The 21,900-nt window shown below is 39.0% G+C and carries 17 protein-coding genes; 1 reads left to right on the plus strand and 16 read right to left on the minus strand.

The window, feature by feature from the left end:
- The first annotated feature begins 83 nt into the window (after nucleotides 1–83).
- Nucleotides 84–356 (plus strand): hypothetical protein, encoded by a 273-nt coding sequence (locus G3570_RS08490; protein ID WP_165141193.1) that lies wholly within the window; start codon nucleotides 84–86, stop codon nucleotides 354–356.
- A gap of 128 nt (nucleotides 357–484) precedes the next feature.
- Here G3570_RS08490 and G3570_RS08495 read toward each other — a convergent pair whose 3' ends face one another.
- The 16 genes from G3570_RS08495 to G3570_RS08570 all read right to left on the minus strand — a co-directional run bounded on the left by G3570_RS08495 (nucleotide 485) and on the right by G3570_RS08570 (nucleotide 21,546).
- A complete protein-coding gene (locus G3570_RS08495) occupies nucleotides 485–1,702 on the minus strand; it encodes an MraY family glycosyltransferase (protein WP_165141195.1) in 1,218 nt (405 codons plus the stop codon).
- 599 nt (nucleotides 1,703–2,301) lie between these two features.
- Nucleotides 2,302–3,369 carry an NAD-dependent epimerase gene (locus tag G3570_RS08500; protein WP_249066837.1) on the minus strand — a complete coding sequence of 356 codons (1,068 nt, stop codon included), beginning with the start codon at nucleotides 3,367–3,369 and terminating at the stop codon, nucleotides 2,302–2,304.
- A 145-nt stretch (nucleotides 3,370–3,514) separates the two neighbouring features.
- Nucleotides 3,515–5,449, minus strand: coding sequence for a polysaccharide biosynthesis protein (locus G3570_RS08505; RefSeq protein ID WP_165141197.1), 1,935 nt, complete (start codon nucleotides 5,447–5,449; stop codon nucleotides 3,515–3,517).
- A gap of 273 nt (nucleotides 5,450–5,722) precedes the next feature.
- Nucleotides 5,723–6,913 (minus strand): DegT/DnrJ/EryC1/StrS family aminotransferase, encoded by a 1,191-nt coding sequence (locus tag G3570_RS08510; RefSeq protein WP_165141199.1) that lies wholly within the window; start codon nucleotides 6,911–6,913, stop codon nucleotides 5,723–5,725.
- Nucleotides 6,914–7,046: 133 nt separating this feature from the next.
- Nucleotides 7,047–8,747, minus strand: coding sequence for a PQQ-dependent sugar dehydrogenase (locus G3570_RS08515; protein ID WP_165141201.1), 1,701 nt, complete (start codon nucleotides 8,745–8,747; stop codon nucleotides 7,047–7,049).
- A gap of 182 nt (nucleotides 8,748–8,929) precedes the next feature.
- The gene (locus G3570_RS08520; RefSeq protein WP_165141203.1) at nucleotides 8,930–10,045 is read right to left on the minus strand and encodes a phosphonoacetaldehyde reductase; all 1,116 of its coding nucleotides are present in this window, start codon (nucleotides 10,043–10,045) and stop codon (nucleotides 8,930–8,932) included.
- Nucleotides 10,046–10,049: 4 nt separating this feature from the next.
- Nucleotides 10,050–11,177 carry a phosphonopyruvate decarboxylase gene (gene aepY / locus G3570_RS08525; protein WP_165141205.1) on the minus strand — a complete coding sequence of 376 codons (1,128 nt, stop codon included), beginning with the start codon at nucleotides 11,175–11,177 and terminating at the stop codon, nucleotides 10,050–10,052.
- Nucleotides 11,178–12,476, minus strand: coding sequence for a phosphoenolpyruvate mutase (gene aepX, locus G3570_RS08530; protein WP_165141207.1), 1,299 nt, complete (start codon nucleotides 12,474–12,476; stop codon nucleotides 11,178–11,180).
- Nucleotides 12,473–13,804, minus strand: coding sequence for a CDP-glycerol glycerophosphotransferase family protein (locus tag G3570_RS08535; RefSeq protein ID WP_165141209.1), 1,332 nt, complete (start codon nucleotides 13,802–13,804; stop codon nucleotides 12,473–12,475). The genes aepX and G3570_RS08535 overlap by 4 nt, the downstream gene beginning before the upstream one ends.
- A 311-nt stretch (nucleotides 13,805–14,115) precedes the next feature.
- Nucleotides 14,116–15,180, minus strand: a complete 1,065-nt coding sequence (locus tag G3570_RS16405) for an ATP-grasp domain-containing protein (RefSeq protein WP_249066839.1) — start codon at nucleotides 15,178–15,180, stop codon at nucleotides 14,116–14,118.
- Nucleotides 15,177–15,791: a sugar transferase gene (locus tag G3570_RS08545; protein WP_249066841.1), complete on the minus strand. Its 615-nt coding sequence runs from the start codon at nucleotides 15,789–15,791 to the stop codon at nucleotides 15,177–15,179. The genes G3570_RS16405 and G3570_RS08545 overlap by 4 nt, the downstream gene beginning before the upstream one ends.
- Before the next feature lie 15 nt (nucleotides 15,792–15,806).
- Entirely contained in the window at nucleotides 15,807–16,859 is a 1,053-nt protein-coding gene (locus tag G3570_RS08550; protein WP_165141211.1) for a sugar-transfer associated ATP-grasp domain-containing protein, read from the minus strand.
- A gap of 156 nt (nucleotides 16,860–17,015) precedes the next feature.
- On the minus strand, nucleotides 17,016–18,164 hold the full coding sequence (locus tag G3570_RS08555; RefSeq protein WP_165141213.1) for a hypothetical protein: 1,149 nt from the start codon (nucleotides 18,162–18,164) through the stop codon (nucleotides 17,016–17,018).
- A gap of 9 nt (nucleotides 18,165–18,173) precedes the next feature.
- Nucleotides 18,174–19,325: a glycosyltransferase family 4 protein gene (locus G3570_RS08560; protein WP_165141215.1), complete on the minus strand. Its 1,152-nt coding sequence runs from the start codon at nucleotides 19,323–19,325 to the stop codon at nucleotides 18,174–18,176.
- On the minus strand, nucleotides 19,309–20,442 hold the full coding sequence (locus tag G3570_RS08565) for a glycosyltransferase (protein ID WP_165141217.1): 1,134 nt from the start codon (nucleotides 20,440–20,442) through the stop codon (nucleotides 19,309–19,311). Before G3570_RS08565 ends, G3570_RS08560 begins: the two co-directional genes overlap by 17 nt.
- A gap of 21 nt (nucleotides 20,443–20,463) precedes the next feature.
- A complete protein-coding gene (locus tag G3570_RS08570) occupies nucleotides 20,464–21,546 on the minus strand; it encodes a glycosyltransferase (RefSeq protein WP_165141219.1) in 1,083 nt (360 codons plus the stop codon).
- Between the last annotated feature and the right edge of the window lie 354 nt (nucleotides 21,547–21,900).

Here is a 21,900-nt window from a genome sequence, read left to right on the forward strand (position 1 = left end):
CTCTAATACAAGTACTAATATCTATACATAGCCTGATTTAAAGCAATTACATAAATCAGGCAGCAGCAACTAATTAAAATATCATGGACAACAAGATCAGTACAACGGTTATCTATTACCTGATTGCTATATGCCTTGCTCTCGCTGCTAGCGGAACCTTGATAGTTGCTTTAGACTGGCCATTACTTGCTGAAATACCATTAGCTGCAGCTATATTCATTCATTTCACAGCTATTTCCAAGAGTTTATTTACTTTTTGGTCTCATCATCAGGAGCAGCTCATGGAAAGCCTCATTCACCGATTAAAATCAGCCGTATTTACTCTTGATCCCCAGGAAGAAGAAGTGAATGTGTAATCGGCTTGTTAAGCTGATTGTATATTGATCCTCTCTTTGCTTAGAATATAGGACCGATATTAAGCCCTTTTTGCTGACTACAAAGTACCTAATCTCAAACCCATCCGACCCGTTTCAACCGCTTACTTTTACGATGATTCCGCCTCTCCCACTTTGTCCTGAATGTTCTCTTTTTTAGACTTATTCAAAAAAATCAGCTTTTTCATCTCCTCTTTAAGCGATTCATAGTCTGACTGAGAACCGGCTTGTGATCGAAGGTATGAATAGTAAGCCAGTTTGCGATTGTATTTCAGGTAGGATGCGAATAGAAACTTTGTGAGCGGTAAAATACCAAATCCGCCTAACAGGATGAGGAATAATAGAATATTCGCATCTATACCATTCAAAAAGAACCCGGCGGCAATTAAAGCAAAGTTGCCCATCCAAAGGCTAAAAGAAGCTACCTCCGGGGACATACCGACATCCAACAGTTGGTGATGTGTGTGGTTACGGTCAGCCACAAAAGGACTTTTCCCTGACGCTACTCTTAGAGTAAACACCCTTAGGGTATCTACTATTGGAATGATCAAAAGAGAAATGGCAAAGATATGAGCATTTTCAATATACCAGCCTGAACTGACAACCGTACTGTTAGCTACCAAAAATTGTATTACTAAATAAGCCAGTATGAAACCTACCGCCATGGAACCCGTATCCCCCATAAATATTTTGGCCGGGTGCACATTATAAATCAAAAATCCGATCAACGCCCCGGAAAGAGAGAATGCCAGTACTGACAGGGCTACAAATCCGGTATACCAAAACCAAATTCCGAGAATGCTGGAAACCACAATACCAATGCCCCCCGCAAGCCCATCTATACCGTCAATGAGATTTATGGCATTAATTAAAGACACAAAAGCTAAAATGGTGATGCCAGCTCCGAGATACCAGGGAACCTGATAAATGCCTAGTATTCCTCCAAAATCAGTGAGCACAACTCCACCGCCAATCACAATTTCCGCAGCGGCTAGCAATTGAATTAAAAGCTTTTTATTAGGAGAAATGGTGAGTATATCATCTCTTATACCTACCAACAACAGTATAAATAAGCCGGCTACAAAGAAAGGATACGATTCCAGCGAAGCAGCACTGCCCCAGATGGAGAATGAAATCATAAAAGCAGCGAAAATGCCTATTCCACCAAGCGTGGGAACAACCTCTTTATGGATCTTTCGTTTCTTGTCCGGTTCATCCATCAACTTTTTAAGTTCGGCGATCTTAATAATGACCGGAATTGAAATGAAACAAATAATGACAGAAGTAAAAACTGCCGGAACCACTCTCATTAAAAATTCTATATTCATACTTCTCCTCTCCCCTCAAGAAGACACAATGCTCAACTTGAAACTATTGTCATCTCGTTAAATTATTTTTGAAACTAATCATACAAAGCTAACTCTCTTTTATTTCTCACTTGAAATTAAGGGAAATAATAAACTTAAAGAAATGCTAAGGCCACTATTATTACGAATTTATCCTAAAACAGGTTAGAATTTATTAATAGATTATAAATCTACTTAATATTACGTAGATGTTTCTAGGTAGATTACGAACCCTTGTTCGACTCGTAAATGGAAAAGGTATCTACCCATAAATCAATAACTTGATTCTTTGATTAATTAATTCTCTGAGTAACTCGGTGATTCTTTGTGTGTCTCCGTGATACAACTAACCTGAAGGCAATAAAATGTTTCCAAAAAAAGGAACATGCTAGAAAATTATTAGAGAGGTTTGATACGGCCTATATTAGAAAGAACTCATTTGTCTTTAAAAGCTGTACCACAGAGTTGCATAAAGAAGCACAAAGACTCACGAAGAAATAGATGGCTTAAGCGAAGCAGGCGACTACTAGTATATAGATTAAGTCTATTCCCTATCAACCGTCATAGGTCGTACCTAAATATTAAGACTGTACTTCAGACTTATAATACTCCTTATACCACTCAACAAAATTACGGATACCCTCTTTGACTTTTATCTGTGGCCTAAAGTCAATGTATTCAAACAAGTCTTCCACATCCGCCCAGGTCTTGGGTACGTCCCCGGGCTGCATGGGCATCATGTTCTTTTCGGCTTCCATGCCAAGCTGATTCTCAATTTCATGAATAAAGTCCATCAGGTGTACCGGACTGCTATTGCCGATATTGAATATACGGTAAGGGGCAAAACTGGTTGCGGGATCAGGATCATCCCCTGTCCAGTCAGGATTTGGGGTAGGTGGCTTAGGTATCAACCGCTTGATACCTTCCACGATGTCATCGATATAGGTAAAGTCGCGCTCCATATTCCCATGATTGAATACCTTGATAGGCTCATCGTTCAGCATGGCTTCCGTAAATAAAAACAGTGCCATATCCGGACGTCCCCATGGACCGTAAACCGTGAAGAATCGTAACCCGGTAGTGGGGATATCAAACAGGTTCGAATAGGTATGGGCCATCAGCTCGTTAGACTTCTTACTTGCGGCATACAGGCTCATGGGATGGTCTACGTTGTCACTCGTAGCAAAAGGCATGCTGGTATTGGCGCCGTAGACCGAGCTGGAGGAAGCGTAAATAAAATGCTCGACCGGATGATGCCTGGCGGCTTCCAGCAAATTTAGAAATCCGGTAATATTGCTATCAATATATCGATAGGGATCCTCCAGGCTGTAACGAACACCGGCTTGGGCGGCAAGGTTGATTACCACATCAAATCCGTTATCGGCAAATAAATCGTCAATTACCGCCTTATTCTCTAGATCTGTTTTAATGAATTGCAGATTCTCATGAGTTTTACTTGGTACGGGTTTATCTTCAATTATACTCCCTTTCTTAATTCCCAGTTGAGTCAACCGGTCATACTTAAGATCGGTGGAGTAATAGTCATTAATATTATCAAGACCAATCACCCTATAACCTTCTTTAACCAGACGCTTAGTGAGATGAAAACCTATAAATCCGGCTACACCTGTTGCGAGAATATTTTTCATGACAATTATTTATAAATATGTTTACTAACTATTAAAATACCTTTTAGATTTTGAGTAACTACTAGATAGCAAGCTGCGAAGATAATAGACATTACAGCAATAAGAAAAGATTGAATAATTGTTCTTGAAATTACATGTAAAATGGTTAGTCAACCAAGATCTGTTTGCTTCCAGTTATTTTTCCATTAGTCTTCCGAACATCTTTATAAGAATAGGTAGGAACAATTGATTTTAATAGTCTTCTGATTGAATTTTCATTACCCTCCTCTATAAACAAATCAAATATTTCATCAATTTTCTCCTCAAGTTCTTCGTGAGTAAATTGTCTGCTACATATTGCTTTAAAAATTTCTTTATGCTCTGTATCCATGACTCCTTCTTCCGCATTTAGAAGTTCCTCATAAAGCTTTTCCCCTGGCCGCAATCCGCTAATTTCAATTTCAATATCTTTATCCGGTTCCAAATTATGTAAGCGAATAAGATCTTTTGCCATATCCATAATCTTGACCGGTTCTCCCATATCCAGAACAAATACCTCCCCTCCGGATCCCATAGATCCGGCTTGCATGACCAGCAATACTGCTTCCGGAATGGTCATAAAATAGCGTTTCATCTCAGGATCAGTAACTGTAATGGGTCCGCCTCTTTTAATCTGTTCAATGAAGAGTGGAACTACCGACCCCCTGGAACCCAACACATTGCCGAAGCGTACCGACACGAATTTTGTTGTAAAGTTCTCATTATAGGCCATGCAAATTTCCTCAGCTACACGCTTAGTTGCACCCATAACATTGGTTGGGTTAACAGCTTTATCAGTGGAAACCATAATAAACTTTTCTACTTGATGCTTACAGGCTAGGGAAGCTATGGTTTGAGTTCCTCCCACGTTAACTTTGATGGCTTCCTCAGGAAAACTTTCCATCATAGGTACATGCTTATAAGCAGCGGCATGAAAGATAACCTGTGGTTTGTATCTTGCTAGTAGCTGATTCATTTTTTGGTAATCTGCTACACTGGCTACACAGGGAATGACTTCTGTTTCCCTCCCCTTAAATTCATTCTCTATATGAAACAGCTCTGTTTCATCAACATCCAGGGCAATTAACATGGAAGGCCTCAAATTGGCACATTGCCGTACCAGTTCACTGCCAATAGATCCCCCGCCACCAGTAACCATGACTGTCTTACCGTCAATACTGGCTTTAATAGTATCCATATCAATCTTTACCGGCTCCCTGCCAAGGACGTCTTCAATGCTGATATCCCGAATATGTTCGAAACCCACAGGATCATCCGTCAGTGAGTGAAAAGAAGGTAAAATCTTGATAATAAGATCCGGCTTAAATTCTTTTATTTGATCGATAATTCCTTTTAAATTCTTCTTTGGATACTCAGGAAATGCGACAATCAGCTGCTCCACCGGATTCTTCTTGATATACTCAATCATTTCATCTTTGCCCCCTAAAATCTTAACACCGTGAAGAGACAGACCTGACATTACCCTATCATCAAAAATTGCGTGAACAGAAAAATTCCATTGCTCATTTTTTATAATATCACGCAGTATCTGTTCTCCCTCACTTTTTCCTCCAAAAATGACCGTGTACTTCGTTTCTTTTTTAGGCGAATCAACCAGTTCAAAATACATCCTTTTGCTGATTCGAAAACCTCCGATAAACAGAATTGCTGTTATCGCTACAAGAACTGTAAAAGCAATCTCAAAGTTACCTATTGTAAAAAATGCAGAGGCAATACCTAGAGAACCAAGTCCACCAATTGTTATCCCACAAATAATTCGTACCAGATCTCTCAAGCTGACATATCTCCAGGTGGCCTTATACATACGAAAGGCTGTCAAACCAACAATGATTGATGCAGTAATAATGGAAGTATGTAAGATAGGAAATGGCCTCTCTGCCCCGCTAAATGGTGAAAGGGTTAGAAAAGCAATAATGGAGGCAAGCAGCAAAGAGACAGAGTCTCCCAGTAAAAAGAAAATCCCCCTGGTAAACCGGTTGATATACTTAGAATACCGGTACTCATCCTTATATGTTTCCAAATCCACTTTTTTCTGACTCATATCACTCAATGAAGTAAAACCAATTCAAGTCAACGAAGGGAAGCCAAAACCCAAATTTATATCGTCGTTAACTATTGAATACCAGTGTGTTACTGCGACAAACGATGCCTAATTTATCTCTATTAATAGTGTAAAGGTATTAAATATCAAAAGAAATAAAGATTACAATGTTATAATGGAACACAGGCTACACTGATGGGATAGATCTTCATTGAAAGTATATTTGTACACTTTTAGATCTGCTTCACCCGTGTTCCACGATATCATTTTATATCAACGATTCAATATTTTTTTTATAGCTGAAACAACCCGCTCTCTATCATAATCCGTCATGTTACTTCCTGATGGTAGGCAGAGCCCGTATTCAAAAAGGGCATCCGACACCCCATTTCCATAATGTGGCGCATCTTCATATAGGGGTTGCAGGTGCATGGGCTTCCATAACGGTCTCGATTCGATATTTTGCTCCTCTAGAGCCTGTCGGATATCCTCTCTTGTTACACCTCCTGTCTCCTTAGGATTGACAAGGACAGTAGTGAGCCATCTATTGCTTTTATAATTCTCAGGCTCCTTCAAAAAATAAATTCCAGATTTAGAAGAATTCTGAATGCGGAATTCTGAATTCTGAATTCCGCATTCTAACCATTCCCCATTCAATTCCTCAAAATAAAAATAATGATTCGCCCTCCTCGCCTCTACCCTCTCTTCCAGCACCTTCATCTGTCCACGTCCGATCCCGGCTACGATATTGCTCATGCGGTAATTGTAGCCCAACTCAGAATGCTGGTAATGCGGAGCATCATCACGCGCCTGGGTAGCCAGAAAGCGGGCCTTTTTGATAAGCTTTTCATCATCACTTAAAAGCGCTCCGCCTCCAGAAGTAGTAATAATTTTGTTTCCATTGAAAGACAAGACAGATAGTTTCCCAAAGGTACCGCACCTTCGACCATCAATAGAAGAACCCAATGCCTCCGCTGCATCCTCGATCACCGGGATATCATACTTCTCTCCGATCTCCAGAATCCGCTCTATTTTCGCCGGCATGCCATACAAATGCACTACCACAATCGCCTTCGGCTTTTTCCAATTTTTCATACGATCATCAATTGCTGCTTCCAACAACTCCGGATCCATATTCCAGGTCTCCGGTTCCGAATCAATAAATACAGGAGTGGCTCCCTGGTAGCGAATCGGATTGGCCGTCGCCGCAAAAGTAAAAGACTGGCAGATCACCTCATCCCCCGTCTCCACGCCGCATAGCATCAGTGCCAGGTGGACAGCTGCCGTACCGGAAGTTACCACCGCCGCATGCTCACGTCCTGTATAACGTTGTAGGTCCTCTTCAAAGCCATTCACATTGTCTCCCAAGGGGGCAATCCAATTTTTCTCGAAGGCGTCATGGATATAGTTAAGTTCCTCACCGCCCATGTGGGGTGAGGAGAGGTAGATGCGGGGTTTTGTCATAAGCATTTTTAAGAATTAATACTAAAGCTAGTACAATAATTGTCTGAACTAAATTGTAAAAGAAGACGAATCTGATCATTAAATATCATTAGGTTCAATAATTATTGGTATAGAGAGTGGTTTAATGACATAATTAATTTTCCATCAAGAATTTTGTCAACAATTCAATTTCCCTATTCGATAGTTTAACTCTTTCCATGCTTGTACCGGAAAAGGTATTTTGTGGAGAATTGAGATATTGTTTAAGTAACTTTTCATCCCATACCTCATTACTACTTTTAAGGGTGTTTGAATAATTAAAATCTTCAAGTGACCCAACTTGGCGATTGGCTAAATAATTCAAACTTGGCCCAATCATAGAGCTACCTCCCAATGAATGGCACATTGAGCAGGATCTTTCAAATATCAAGGCAGCCTTGCTATTATCGGTGACATCGTTATTTTCGGCGCTATTTTTAAGCTTAGTAAATCCACGAGCAATCTCATTATTCTTAAGAAATGTATCCATATTGAACTCTTCAAAGATTGGACCAGCATCATCTATGTGTACTAAATAATTGTCATCCGTTCGTAGAAGTAGAGATTCATCATGCAATTGAACGATATTTCTTATTCGATGACCTAATTCAATTACTTCGTCATAGACAATCCGGGAATTATCGGAATCCGGTCTTAGTCTATGTATACTCCTGTCTTTAAGAGAGGTAACTAAAAGATCTCCTTTCCATAATCGGAACTTCTCTCCTTCAATTCGAATCAGTTCAGAGGGTGCAATAGATCCAACCCAAGAATATATAGGTTTTGTAAATTGATTATGCCTCCCCTGGTTGTCAGACAAAGGCCAGGCCTCATTACTATAGTGTATTCCATATGTCACTTCGGGCCATCCATAGTTCTGATCTTCCCGAATGATATTTAATTCATCTCCTCCTGCAGGCCCATGCTCTGTTGACCAAAGGGTGCCATTAGCATCTTTGTATATTCCCTGAGCATTTCGTGAACCTATAGCAAAATTACTAAGTTCATAAGTTTTTGTATTTATGAGAATAAACTTGCCGTACGATTTGTCTTCGTCCTGGGCATAGGCTTCTTTATCATATCCATCATAAAAATGATCCCCTTCCGAGAGTAACAAATGATTGTCATCGTAACGAATGATCTTTCCCCCGGATATATGCCCACCAAAAACCCATCTGTTATGACCAGTGTCTGTCTTTATGATATCATCATCCGGATACAAGCAAGGTATAGAATTGTAAATTTCTTCCCAGTTATTTTGGGTTACAATTTTATTACCTGATTTATAGAGGGAAATTTGACTTAATTTGGATCTAAAACACTCCCCGTTATAAAAGTGATGGGAAACAAAAAGCTTGATTTCATCTTCACCTTTCATTTCGGCATAGGTTCCTTTTACCCTGACTTTAGTATGCTCGAAATCCTCCCTATCCAACCAGCCATCTGCTTTAAGCAGGTCTAGGCCCAGGTAAATGTCAGGAACTGCAACGTCAATCTTTTCGAAATTCTCAAAATCAAATGCGATTAGTTCCCCAACACGATTCACTATTAGAACATTAGTCCCCACGGTTGTCATGCTCCCACCACTAGTCTGATCCTCCGGCAGATACATTTTATTTACATGTAGCCTTTGCATGGCGGTATAAATAAAATTATCCGACTTCTTCAAAACCTCTTCCTTGCTCTCAGTCAAACTCTTTAAAAGTTTAAACGGGAATACTTCATACCTGCCAATGCTGAAACCATAAATCAAAAACGCCCCGGCAACTGCAATGTATATGATGAGGCGCAACAAAAACTTGCCGTCTTTATCCATAAATTAGATTTGTGATGTCTTTTAAAAAAATAAGTATTCTTACCTATGATTAAGAGGCCGACTGCCAAATTGGTATTAATCTACAAATCTCAGGTATTGCCTTTAATTATATTTTTTTAAGCTACTCTTAAGAAACCTTTGTTTGATATTGCCATTAAAACATTCAGTACAATTTCAGTAAATCATAAAATAGCAGTTATAATCCTGTGAATATCTTTTTTTGACAATGAGATAGGGTGATTACCAAGACGTTCTTCATTTATATGCTTAACAATTATTGAAGGATTAACTGTGTTTGAAGTAAGCTTATTTAATTTCGTTTCCAGACCTATGTTCTCCATAACCTTTTGAAATGTATCCCGACAAGCTTCCGCACTGTTGCATTGCATAAGCTCAAACAGGTCTTTCATAGCTTGCATTAAACCGTTATCGGTTTTATCAAAAGCACGTTTGGTATTTATCAAGAAAAACTCTCCCAGTGTCAATGCTACAGCATGACCGTGCGGGATTCCGTAAAAAGTGGTGAAGGCATACGAAATTGCATGCGGGGCCGTAGTTTTAGCAATATTAATTGCTTTTCCTGCTAGGTTCGCTCCCTTAGTTATGTTAGAACGTACCGCCGGATTGGGATCATTGACAGCTTTTACAAGGCTTCTTAAAATTAATTGAATTGCTTCGGAGGCATAAGCCCTGCTCTCATCGTTAGCTCTTTTTGCCCAATAAGACTCTATTCCCTGACATAACGCATCTATTCCTGAAACAGCCGTTTGATATGCTGACATCGAATAAGTCAGTTCGGGGTCCAGAATTACATAGTCAGGGAATAACCGGTCACTTGCAACAGAATATTTTTCACTATCCAAATATGCTACGGCAAAATGTGTCGCTTCACTCCCCGAACCTGAAGTGGTTGGAATTGCAAGTAATGGAGCTATTTTATGACTTACGCTTGTCTCTCCCCTAATTATTTGTTCAGCGTCATGCCGGTCAGTTGGTAAGACAGAAATAATTTTTGCCGTGTCTATAACGCTTCCGCCTCCGACGGCTATAATAAGATCGGGCTGATACTTTTTTATTAACTCAGCCCCCCGGACCAAATCATCAAACTTTGGGTTTTCACTAAATTCACTATGCCTGTAGTAGTCTAATCCGCCCAATAGCTTTTTAAATACCCCTGCGGCACCTGAAAGTTCAAACGATCTTTTCCCGCTTACCAGGAAAACTTTTTGCGGAGAAATGCTCTCGACGATCCTGCCAGCCTCCTCAATGGTGCCAGCTCCAATGAATTCATTTTGCATAGTTTCATTCGGTGCTTAAAAGCTTCATCAATTCCTTCTTATTCTCTACAGGTGTTCTATTAGGTCTTCCCAGGTTATTCCTTGCCCCCTTTTTGACTCTTATTTCAAATAGGGCTGGCCCGCCGATTTCTAAAAACCGTTCAAAATCTTTATCCAAATCGTCCTTTGTGGTTGCTGTGAAGGTGGTAAGATATCCTGCTCCTTCAGCTATTGTCGGGATTGATATGTTAAATCCAACCGTTGGTTGCCCGCCCACCGAATCATGAGCTCCATTATTCAGCACGATATGCTTGAAATTGGCAGGTGCGTTTTCACCAATAATACCCAAAGACCCCATATGCATGATAACAGAACCGTCACCATCCAAACAAAAAACATTCTGTTCGGTGTGCATTGCTATTCCTAAAGCAATTTGTGAACAGTGACCCATTGATCCAACTGTTAGAAAGTCATTTTGGTGGCCCTGCCCTTTTGCTTCCCGGTATTCATATACTTCTCTTGAAGGTTTTCCAGTGGTTGAAACAATGATGTCATCAGAACTAAGCTTGTCTAATACATATTCAATTGCATCTTCCCTACTAAGAGAATAACCGGAAGAAGTACCAGGCTGCAGACTATAAGGCTCAAAAGTATTTTTGCTAACCACTATCACCACAGGTCCATTGATTTTTTTAGCCTCTTTTGTTGCGTTTGTGACAAAATCTTCAATATTATCCGTTTCAGAGTTTAGCTGATAGAAAGGAATTTCTATAGCCCTTAATATTGAATTCTGAACCCTGCCTTGCTTTTTGTGCTGAGGCTCATCGGATACGCCCGGTTCTCCCCGCCAACCGATCATCAATAACATGGGAATGCTGTACACTTCCCGGTCCGCCAATGATAGCAGTGGATTGATTGTATTGCCCAAACCTGAATTTTGCAGGTACACAAAAGGCAAACTCCCGGTTGCCAAATGGTAGCCAGCTGCCAAGGCTACAGCAGCACCTTCATTTGCTGTTATCAGGTGCTGGCTATTTTCTGTATTATCGGTTAGGCATGCACAGAAATTTTTTAACAACGAATCAGGTACTCCGGTAAAGAAATTTACATCGTTACTCTTCAGCGCCTGAAAAAAAAGCTTGTTACTGATCATCTATTTGCCCCCGGGAATCAACGTCAAGATGTCCTTAATAGGCATCAGGTTTTCCCTGGCCTCGTATGACCTTTTATTAGTTAAAATAGTTTTAGCGGTATTGAGCATGGCCGGATAGGCACTTCTCAGCAATTGATTTGCATAAATAACCACATTAACTCCGGCATCAGCCAACTCATCTTCATAGATAGTATCGTAGGTTGAAGGTACGGCTACAAGCGGTACCCTGCGTTCAAAATTTTTGTATTCCTCACAAAAATCTAATATCTCTTTGGGAGAATCCTGCTTGGAATGTATCATAACCGCATCGACGCCGGCTTTAATATAAGCTTGTGCTCTTTCCAAGGCATCATCCAATCCCTGTTTCAGTATCAGACTTTCGATTCTTGATATAATCATAAAGTCCTGATTGACCTGCGCCCGCTTGCCTGCTCGTATTTTTTCGCAGAATCCCTCTATTGTATCCTGTTCCTGTGGCACTTCCGTTCCGAACAGGGAATTTTTTTTGAGCCCTACTTTATCTTCAATGATTATTGCGGAAACTCCCAGTCTTTCCAGTGTTCGTACCGTAAAGACAAAATGTTCGATCTTGCCTCCGGTATCTCCATCAAATATTATGGGTTTGGTTGTAACCTCAACAAGATCATTAATATTTTCCGTACGCGCCGTTATATCAACAGCTTCGATATCCGGCTTACCTTTGATGGTAGAATCGGTCAGAGAACTGGCCCACATGCCGTCAAACTCCCGAACCTCACCATTAATATTCACCTGCGTATTTTCAACTATCAAACCGGTCAACCCTGAATGGGCTTCAATAATTCTGACGATATCTTTGGCATTGATTAATCGTCTAAGTCTCTTTACTCTCAAATCAGGTGTTATCCCAATCTCTTTTAATGCTTTGTTTAGTTTTGTTGAAGAGATTCCTTCGGTATAGGGAACTTCTACCAGTTTACCGTCCCATTCTTTCAAAACATCAATAACCTGCCGGCGGGTCTGGCTCTGCACTCCCTCTTTCCAATCATCACCATGGACCACAAAGTCCGGCTTCAATTTTCTTAAGTTTGGACGGTAATCCAGCGTATTTTGCGGTACTACCTCTTTCACTCCTTTTATATTTTCAATGACTTCTTTTCGCTGTTCATATTCCATATGTGGCAATCGTTTATAACTGGCAATCGCCTCATCGGTTAGTAAACCGATTGTTACCTCTCCCAGCTTTTTTGCCTCTTTAATAACGTTCAAATGACCCGGATGTACCAGGTCGGCACTCATTCCTACATACACTTTTTTCATAACTCCCTTTTTAAATTATTAAATATCTCATCACACAATATCGTATAAATATTCTGTGAAGCTGATTTACCATGGGGTGGCTTAAGTGTTTCGCGATAAAACCGGTCCCTGTTTTCTTTCATGCTGTCATTACCCTTGATTACCACATTTTCAATAAAATCTATTATATCTGACTTGTTTGTTCCCTGATAGTGATATTTCAAAGCCTTTTCACCGAATTTATTGAAATATTTATCTACCTCAGGGTCGGCTTTAATAAATAGAGAAGGTTTTCCACAAAACAAATACTCGGCAATAAATGACATACTGTCTAATATCATGGCATCGGATGAATTAAAAAGATCAACATAATTTCCGGTTTCTAACTGTCCATTCGGCAATAGCTTCCACGAATTATAATAACTCTCAGTAAGTTCCCTACCCCAACCTTCCTGTTGGTATAGCGTCTTCTTCAAATAAGGATGCGGTTTGAATGCAATTTGAATATCACTTTCATACTTTTTAACAACGTCAAGCATAAATCCGGATAGCTCCAGAAAATTTGATGCAGCTGTCCTGTCCGCTCCGCGATTACGCACAGACCAGTGAGGCGCCCAAATTATTCTTTTTAGCTCATTATTGGTATTCTTCCATGCGTAATTCTCTAATCTCTCTTGGTATTGAAAGCAATCGGTTCCGGGATGACCGGTCACCTCAACATTTCTTCCTTTGTTTTTTGCAAACTTTCCGGCAAGTTCTTTATGAATGTCAGTCTCATAAAACGCTTTCCATAGCAGGCTATGAAAAGTTTTATCATAGAAATGTTCTTTTGCTTCCATAATAAAACTGTACTGAACATAACAGGTTAAAACATCAAGAAAGTTAGAAATCTGATACTCTTTCAGCGTATAGCCATAAGGATTGGTGAAGAAAACGATATCAGGTGATATCACTTCTTTTACATCTAAATAAGTACCATTTTTATTGTTATAAGTTTTTATAACCTCATATCCATTATTTAAAAAATACTCATAGGACTTATTCATTTGATGATGAATTTCATCTGCATCTAACAAATATATTGGAGGGCACACCACTACGACGGGTTCAAAGCGCTCGTCTTTTTTTAGCAGGAAATACAAATTTTCATATTTCCATATATCAATATTCAAAACTAGAAAAGCTACTTTTATCCTCTCCTTATTCCTTACTTTATTTAAAAATGCATTGTGTCTGAAGGGCTGTAACTTAATACGCACATAATTAATTGGTCTTAGAAACTCTGTGCGGACCCTTCTCAAGAAATCAATTATAAATTCCGGTAAATTTTTCTTTGTGAAACTATTCATAAATTGTCACACCAGCTACTGATCTATTCTTTCTAAGTAAATTCTATTTATTGAGAAAAAATAATTCTGAAATACAAATACTAAGTGTTACAATTTTTGTGTTCTTCTCGCAAATTGGGAATAGAATTTATTCATATAATATTGTTAGAAAACCTATAAGTATTCACACATAATTAATTATTCTAATAACTAATATCTTTTTCCCCTATTAAATAGCTATTTGAATTTTTCTCTTATAGTCTCGTTATATTTATGTAATATTTGACATTCAGATAGAGCTGCTTTTGATAATGCTAATTATTGGATCACGCTCATGCCAAAAGTTCCGATTCTTTCATTATTATCGGTTGGGCATCAACATCCCTAAGAAAAACCATGGGCTCATCATAGGAATAATCGATTCTTTCCATATTGGAAAGTTCAGTCGAAAATAGAGCCTCCAAGGTATCCATTGGAATATTGGCACCACCGGCAGCAATAGAGGAAGTAAAGGCAACATGGCGGATATTAATTTCCGTAATTTTTCGAACTCCTTTTTCATCTTCCTTAAAATCTACAGTAAAAATACCGTGTAATTCAGTTCCAATCTCAGACGATATGGAATTCAGTGCTTTTTCTGAAAGCTTTACAAGTTCAGGCTCATTAATCAGGCGACCGAATGAAGTATTTCCCGTGATTCCGGAAGGCGCCACCTTGGCCATAATGTAATTGACCCTTTCGGCGCAGGCAGTTCGCTTTAATTCGTTATCAAAATAAAGCATCTTAGAGGCCATATTTCTGCCGGGCAGATACTCGGTGGCAATAAACTCCTCTACCCCTTCATTGATAGAGATCCACTGGGCCAAGGCTGACTCAGATTCTATTTTCAGGGAACCCAGTCCACTGGATCCTTCCGTACTTCGAATCCAGAACACGTCACCTATTTCTTCAACCAGTTCCCGATAATCATAAGAAGAGGGATTGATTTTACTGAATTTTGGAATCAGGGATGAACCTTCCAGATATTCATGCAGGCGATGTTTATTTACCAGGGCAGAAGCGAGGTTGTACTCCGGCAAATGCACTTTTATAGGACAATTTAGTTGATCACGGTTTTTTGCCCATTCCAATACTTCCAACTCGGGTAAAACAACAGCACCTTCAATTTCTTCTTTTTCAATAATATCATTGATAGCTGACCAGTAATTCTTTTCATTGGCCCGGGGTACTACATATGTTGCATCGAAAAGTGACCGGTCATATAAGCCATATGCCAGACGGTCGCAGTCTATACCAATAAAACGAAACGAATTTGACAAGTCCTTTTCAGACAGTTTAACTGCCCTGACAAATGAACGAGGCGTAGGTCCGCCTACTCCGGTTACTAGTATATTCATGATCCTGATCTCTTTATTTTTACATATTCGTCAAAACGGGGCATCCCTACATGGCCTTCATGGGTAATGCCTTCGCGCTTTATTACCTTTACCACCGTCAGCCAGAGAATTTTCAGGTCCAGCCAAAACGATCGGTTATCTACGTACCATACATCCAGTTCCAGTTTTTTATCCCAGCCGATCGCATTTCTTCCGTTCACCTGAGACCAGCCGGTAATTCCAGGCTTTACCTCATGGCGTCTATGCTGTTCTTTTGAAAAGTAGGGAAGATAGTCTATCAATAAGGGTCTGGGCCCTACCAAGCTCATATCTCCTTTTAACACGTTAAAAAGTTCGGGCAGTTCGTCAAGGCTGTATGATCTTAGGAAAGACCCGAACTTGGTCATACGCTCTTCATTTGGCAGCAGGTTACCTTCATCATCGGTTTCATTGGTCATGGTACGAAACTTAATCATATTAAAGGGCTTACCATGTAAACCGGGCCTTTCTTGGGTAAAGAAAACGGGCCTGCCTAATTTAAGGACAATAAGTGCCGCAACCACAATATAAACCGGAGAAAGAAGCAGAATTCCCGGTATCGTAACTGAAATGTCAAAAAGCCGTTTTAACAAAATAACATCACCCGCTTACGTTACAGCTTCCAATTCAGCTTTATTCATTGCCCTGTAGGCATCCAAGTAGTTTTCAAGTCCCGGTTTCAATCCCTTTTTAACCGGAAGCTGCCACAATAGTTTGCACCAGTCATGATTCCCTTCAATCAATCCGGGACCGTCTTCCGTAATAACTACATCCCACCCAATAGATCTATTCTGAGGATGCTCCAGTGCTGCTCTTATTACCATATCCAGAGCTTCATTCCAAAAGGGAACCTGGAAACCAGGAATCTTTACACTGGTTACTGGGTGTAATTCCTCTTCCGGCTTCGTTATATCACTATAAACGGCCGGACCGCTGATTTTTCCCGTATCCTCGTCAATAGGTGCTGCCAGGTTACCGGCCGCCATATTATCGACTGGAGAATCTACAGATATGCGCATACGGCATCCAAGAATTTCAACATTCCGGTCTTTTATCACCTGTGTAATAATACGAACGGTATTAACAGCAGAGGATGAAAGCCGGTTAATTTCGGGATGCTGTTGAATAAATTCTTCAACCAGTCCGTAATTATTCTGCTTCATATATTTTACTAAAACCTCCCGATCAAACTCTGCGCTGTTTCGTACCTCAACTTCAGAGCCGCACTTCCCATCAGATGCTTTTAAAACCAGCTTACCGGAGGGGTTATTAAGGATAGCGTTTACTAATTCAGGAGTGCTCTCAAGATCTTCGATATCTGCAACCCTATGCACGAAATAGTTGCGGTATTTTTTGTAGAAAAGTGTTTTGTCATCCAGAATCTGACGCTCATACAATGGATTCATCTTTAACTGGTATTCATACATATACCCAGTACCGGCCCACTTTGCTCTCTCCGATTTGGAGAGCTCAAAGAAACGAAACTGGAAGTATTCCAGAATAGAGATATTATACCTAAACACAGACTTTAGTACGTCGGAGAGGATATCCGCCTTTGTTCTGCCGGTCAGTTCAACCGTATATTTTAAGAAACGGTCGAGCTTCTTCCTGTCCAGTTCTTTGAGGTAATAACTCAGATATAAGGCTCTTTTCAGCTTCATCTATTATAACATAATATTCTAACAATCCTAACCTGAGTCTAAACTACTAAAAAAATCATTCGAACAGTGAATTATCTTTTTTTAATAAAGCTGTCACACAAAGCTTCACAAAGAAGACACAAACTTACTATAAGCCATAAAATCAGTTCCATTCGCTTATATGAGTTCCATATCATCTCTGATTAAATCCCCCAGATCATTGGCCGCCATAAACTCTACTTCGGGCCAGCGCCGTACAATCCGTTGTAGGAGTTCTCTTAAAGCACCTAGGCCATTGGCCCGGTTCTCCGGATCAATATGACCGCAGAAATTAACCCGGTGAGAACTAATAATGGCAGGACGGTTCCATCGGAAAGCGGCTTCTATTTGCTTCATGGCAAAATCTACCCATTCAACATTCCGCTTTTGCGTGGGTTCAAATACCACATTGCGAACCATGAAAATTTGTCCATGCTTATTTTTCTTACCAGTGTAATTGACCTTGACTTTGTATCGGCCCCTCCCTTGGTGTTCTTTTTTTATCATAGGAGTGTCGATGTAATGTATTCCATTTTCCTTTAAGGTTTTATGGAGCACAGCGTGCTCCCTTCCGGCCGGTGGATTAAAGTGTAACGCCCGGTAACCAAATACCTTTTCGAACTCATTTAAACCATCCTCAATGATATTATGAAAGCGTTGGTTTTCCTCAAACTCCCAAAAATCGAAAGCTGCCAATAAAGAAATAGTTTTATAACTTTCTGATGATATTCCTGTATAGGACCTGTTTTTTAAGGCAGTGAGCACCTCTCTATCCCTAACAGCTAGTTTCTCCTCTAGTACTTTTAAGTTTAGGTGCTCCTTCCCATGAAATTGTGGAACCATTAACCCATTTTCGATGCCTTCATTCAGCAAGTCCCAAGCACCTGAATACGACTCCGGCTGCTGTTCTGAAAGCTTTTGAAATGTTTGAGGGAGTAATTCATAATAATACGTTTCAAATCCTGTTCCCTCCATCTTCTCAAAGTTAATATTACATGGTACCGCAAAAGGAGTGAATATAGCGTGATGTCCGAACTGATCTTTAACGGAAGAAAGTACTTCATACAAAGCTTCCAAATCCTGCCGGGTCTCAAGAGAATCGTAGGCATCGAAACGATTGTGGACCTTCGATCCTTCCCGGTTCATTCTCTCTCTTGCTTCCCTTGAATCAACCCGAATGTTTCCATAATCGTCCACAGAAAAGACAATAAGCTTTCGTTTGGTTCTCCAGCCAACAATATTTTTGGCATTGTGTAAAAATGTGTTCTTAAGGGTCTTAAAATTCATTTTATTTATTCATGCTAAATATAGCTCAACTATTTTATCTGCATTGGAACGCCTATAATATTTTGATGCTTCAATAGCATTCTCAGAATATTCTTCTAGAAAATCCCTATCATTCTTTAAATTAATGATAAAATCTACGGCCTCTTCAAGACTTTTGTGATCTACGCATTTTGCATGTTCATATTTCTCAGCATAGTCATTAAGTTCAGAATCCTTCGAAGCTATGTACAGTGAAGGGATACCGAAACTCATAAGATTATAGGACTTACTTGGCACACTTCCTTTGGACGTGGTTTCGTCAAGTATTACTACTCCCAGATCCGCAGCTGAAAGAGAATAGGGAAACATTTCGTCTGACTGAAAAGGTAAAAACTGGCAGTTTGGTAACCCCTTATCATTAACGAGGGACTTCAAATAAGGAACTCTAGGACCTCTTCCGATAATTTGGAAAAGTATATTTTCATAATTTTTCATCATTTCTGCCAATTCCAAGACTACTTCTACATTGTGTGTCAAACCGATATTGCCAGAATATTGCACTATAAACTTTCCATTGAGTTCCTGCTTTTTTACAAAAGGATTTTTTTCTTTACTTACCCTTTTATTTGACTGAAAGATAGACCAAATAGGTGTAATTAAAATTTTGTCTTTGTCAACATATTTTGAGAGTAAATCCGCCATTTGATTTCCTATAGTAAAAAGGCGGTGAGATTTTTTGAAAGCAATTTTATTTAAGTATCCCCAAAACCTGTAAATAGGATGTGATTCTCCCATACCCGTTATCTTGAACACGTCTGGATAGACATCCCAAATGAGCATACTGCATCTGTTAGGCAAAATTATCGATAACAGATAGCCCATTGGAGGAAGGGAAACAAATAATACCTCATATCCACGAAATTTAGTCAGCAATAAACATAAAATCTGAACGCAGCCCCATAGGTAGGAAATCATTTTTTTCCAGGCTGGTCTTTCTTCCCATTTGTTTATTCTGAAAACAGATATTGCTTCATTCAGCTTTTCCCCTTGCTCATGAATACTCCCGGTAATTAACGCCACCTTGTTTATTTTTTCAGCAAACGCATTACACAAACCAATAGTAAGATAATTTACCGCCTGGTTTACCACTACAATCTTCCTATCCTTAATTTTTTTCTGCATCAACCAGATTTTTACAGATTTTCAAATATTGTTCCGCTCTTTCTTTAGCAGTCACAAAATTTTCTTGTTGTTCCATACCCTCTTTTATTAATTTTTCCTGTAAAGTTGGCTGTTCAATTAGTTGTGTAATTTTACTTGCAATATCTTTCGGATTAATAGGATTAAAATAGATAGCTGCATCACCGCAAACCGTATGTGCAAAACCGAGATCGGAAGTTATAATAGGCTTATTCATTTTCATAGCTTCTGCATACGTTGCAGAAAAACATTCCAATAAAGTGGGTAAAAAAAGCGCATCACATTCCTTATATAAAGCAGGGCCTTCATCCGGTTTTACCGGACCAATATTAATTATGGCATCCGAGATACCTATTGGGAACTTATTCCAATAGGTATCTTCGGAAAGCGTCAACACAAACCGAACTTTTTGCTTCAATCTTTTTGGCAATGATTTTATGACATCCGGAATAATATCTAGATTTTTATGCGCATGCCAAGAAGAAAGAATTAGAAATCGGAATTCATCTTTATTCTTCTTAGGAAGCTTATTTGCAATTTTTTTCGGTTGATTGTAATGCCTACTTACGGTATTAGAAACCGTGTAAACCTTATCCGTATCCAGCCATTGCTGCAATCTTCTGTTTACATCATCTGTTTGAACTACATAGGCATCTGCTTCTTTTTTAAAAAAATACTTTAGAACTCGACCTTTAAAATACCATTTCAGTTGTTTCTGTAGGGGTATTTGAGAAAAAAAAGGAGAGTCTTTATAAATGTAATGCGGAAGATTATACCCAACAAGATGTGGTGCGTTCGGTCTCCAATATGCAGGACCAGAAGTTGTAAATACTACATCAGGGTTGAAGTCTTTTTCCAACTCTCTAAAAAAATCATCTCTAGACTTAAAGCTAAGTACGCGTGTTGCAGGTCGATACCCGAGTGGAAAAAAAGTAAAATTATCCGGATAGTCATTCGGATTTATAAGGTTAGATAACAATCTACCCAATATGACACAGAAGTCGTGATCTATAAAATTTCTACTCTCCTCTATAAATGATCGGGCTACCTGAACCCCACCACCCTTATAGGTACTTGCCGTGTTTATAATAATTCGCATCTATTTTAAAGTATATTTTAACTAAGCACAACCTGTTATGAACTTATAAAATTGATCAGCTACATTTTTTTTACTGTATACTTTAATATACTTAGCTGATTTCAGTCCCATTATATTTCTTAATTCTTCATATTCCATGAGTAACTTTAACTTTTGCTTAAAAGTCTCTTGATCAAATAGTGGAACTAAATATCCATTTTCTCCGTCCTCAATCAGATCTGAAGGTCCTGCAACACAGTCGTAAGATACCACCGGTAAACCTGCTGAAAGCGCTTCACCAATTACATTAGGAAAACCTTCAGAGCTGGATGTAAAAGCAAATATTTTACTTTTTTGGTAGTAGACATCAATTTCCTTCTGTTCGCCTTCCAAAAATACAGAACTTTCAGCCCCTAACTCATTAACCAGGTTCTTTAGATCTTCTGATAGTGATAGTTTCTTAGCATCTCCTCCTACAATAACCAGTTTCCAACCGGGTATATCTAATTTTACAAACATTTTAATCAGCTGATCGAAATGTTTTGTTTTTATTAATCGGCCAACTGAAAGAACTATATTATCTTTTTCAACCTTACTCTTAGGCTGAATATCCATTATAGGATTACCGATCACCTTTATATTACTATTCCATCCATTTGAAATGCAGGCTTTTTTTGCATGGGTAGTTTGAGCTATGTAGCCTGCTGCTTTAGGATATAGTGAATTCCTAAGAAAGTTTTGGAACTTACCAAGATCCTTACCGGGTTCACTGCGATCTGAAATAAATAGTGGATAAGATAGACCAAGCAATGAGAGTAAAACTAAGTTATTCCAATATTCCCCAAAGCTTAAAACGGTATCCGGGGCGATTTCTTTTACTTTTTGCCTCAAAAACCAAATAGTTCGCAACGTATCAATTGTTCTCCAATTATCATCAAATTGAAAGGGTGGCCTGTGGATTTTTATTGAACTTGATAACGAATATGCTATCTCTCTTTTTCTTCCAATCAATATAAGATCTACAATGGTTTTCTCCCTACTGGAAAAGTTATCTGCCAATTGCGACATAACCCTTTCCATTCCTCCTATTCCTAAAGAGTGAATTACCAGGCAAACCTTATTCATTGATGCTTCTATTTAACTATCCTTCAATTCACTTTCAGACATTGCTATATTACTATAAATAATTAGCAATAATCATTTTATATTAATAGATACAAATAATTTAGTTTAGCAATATATAAGTGAAGCAACCAATTAATTTGTTTTAATTTGATTTAACCATTCATGTATTGAATGCACTTTGGGAATAATATAATCTCTGATCTTCCCATGACTAGATAATAATTACTAATTTGATAGGTGGGTGAAATTAATATGAGAAGGAAAGGTAATTTCCTTTCCTTCTTTTTATTTAAAATTAGAGACGAATTTAGCTATTCAATTAATTGCTAACTCAATCGGTTCACTGGTCAGGGT

This window comes from Halalkalibaculum roseum (assembly GCF_011059145.1).
Taxonomy (GTDB): Bacteria; Bacteroidota; Rhodothermia; order Balneolales; family Balneolaceae; genus Halalkalibaculum; species Halalkalibaculum roseum.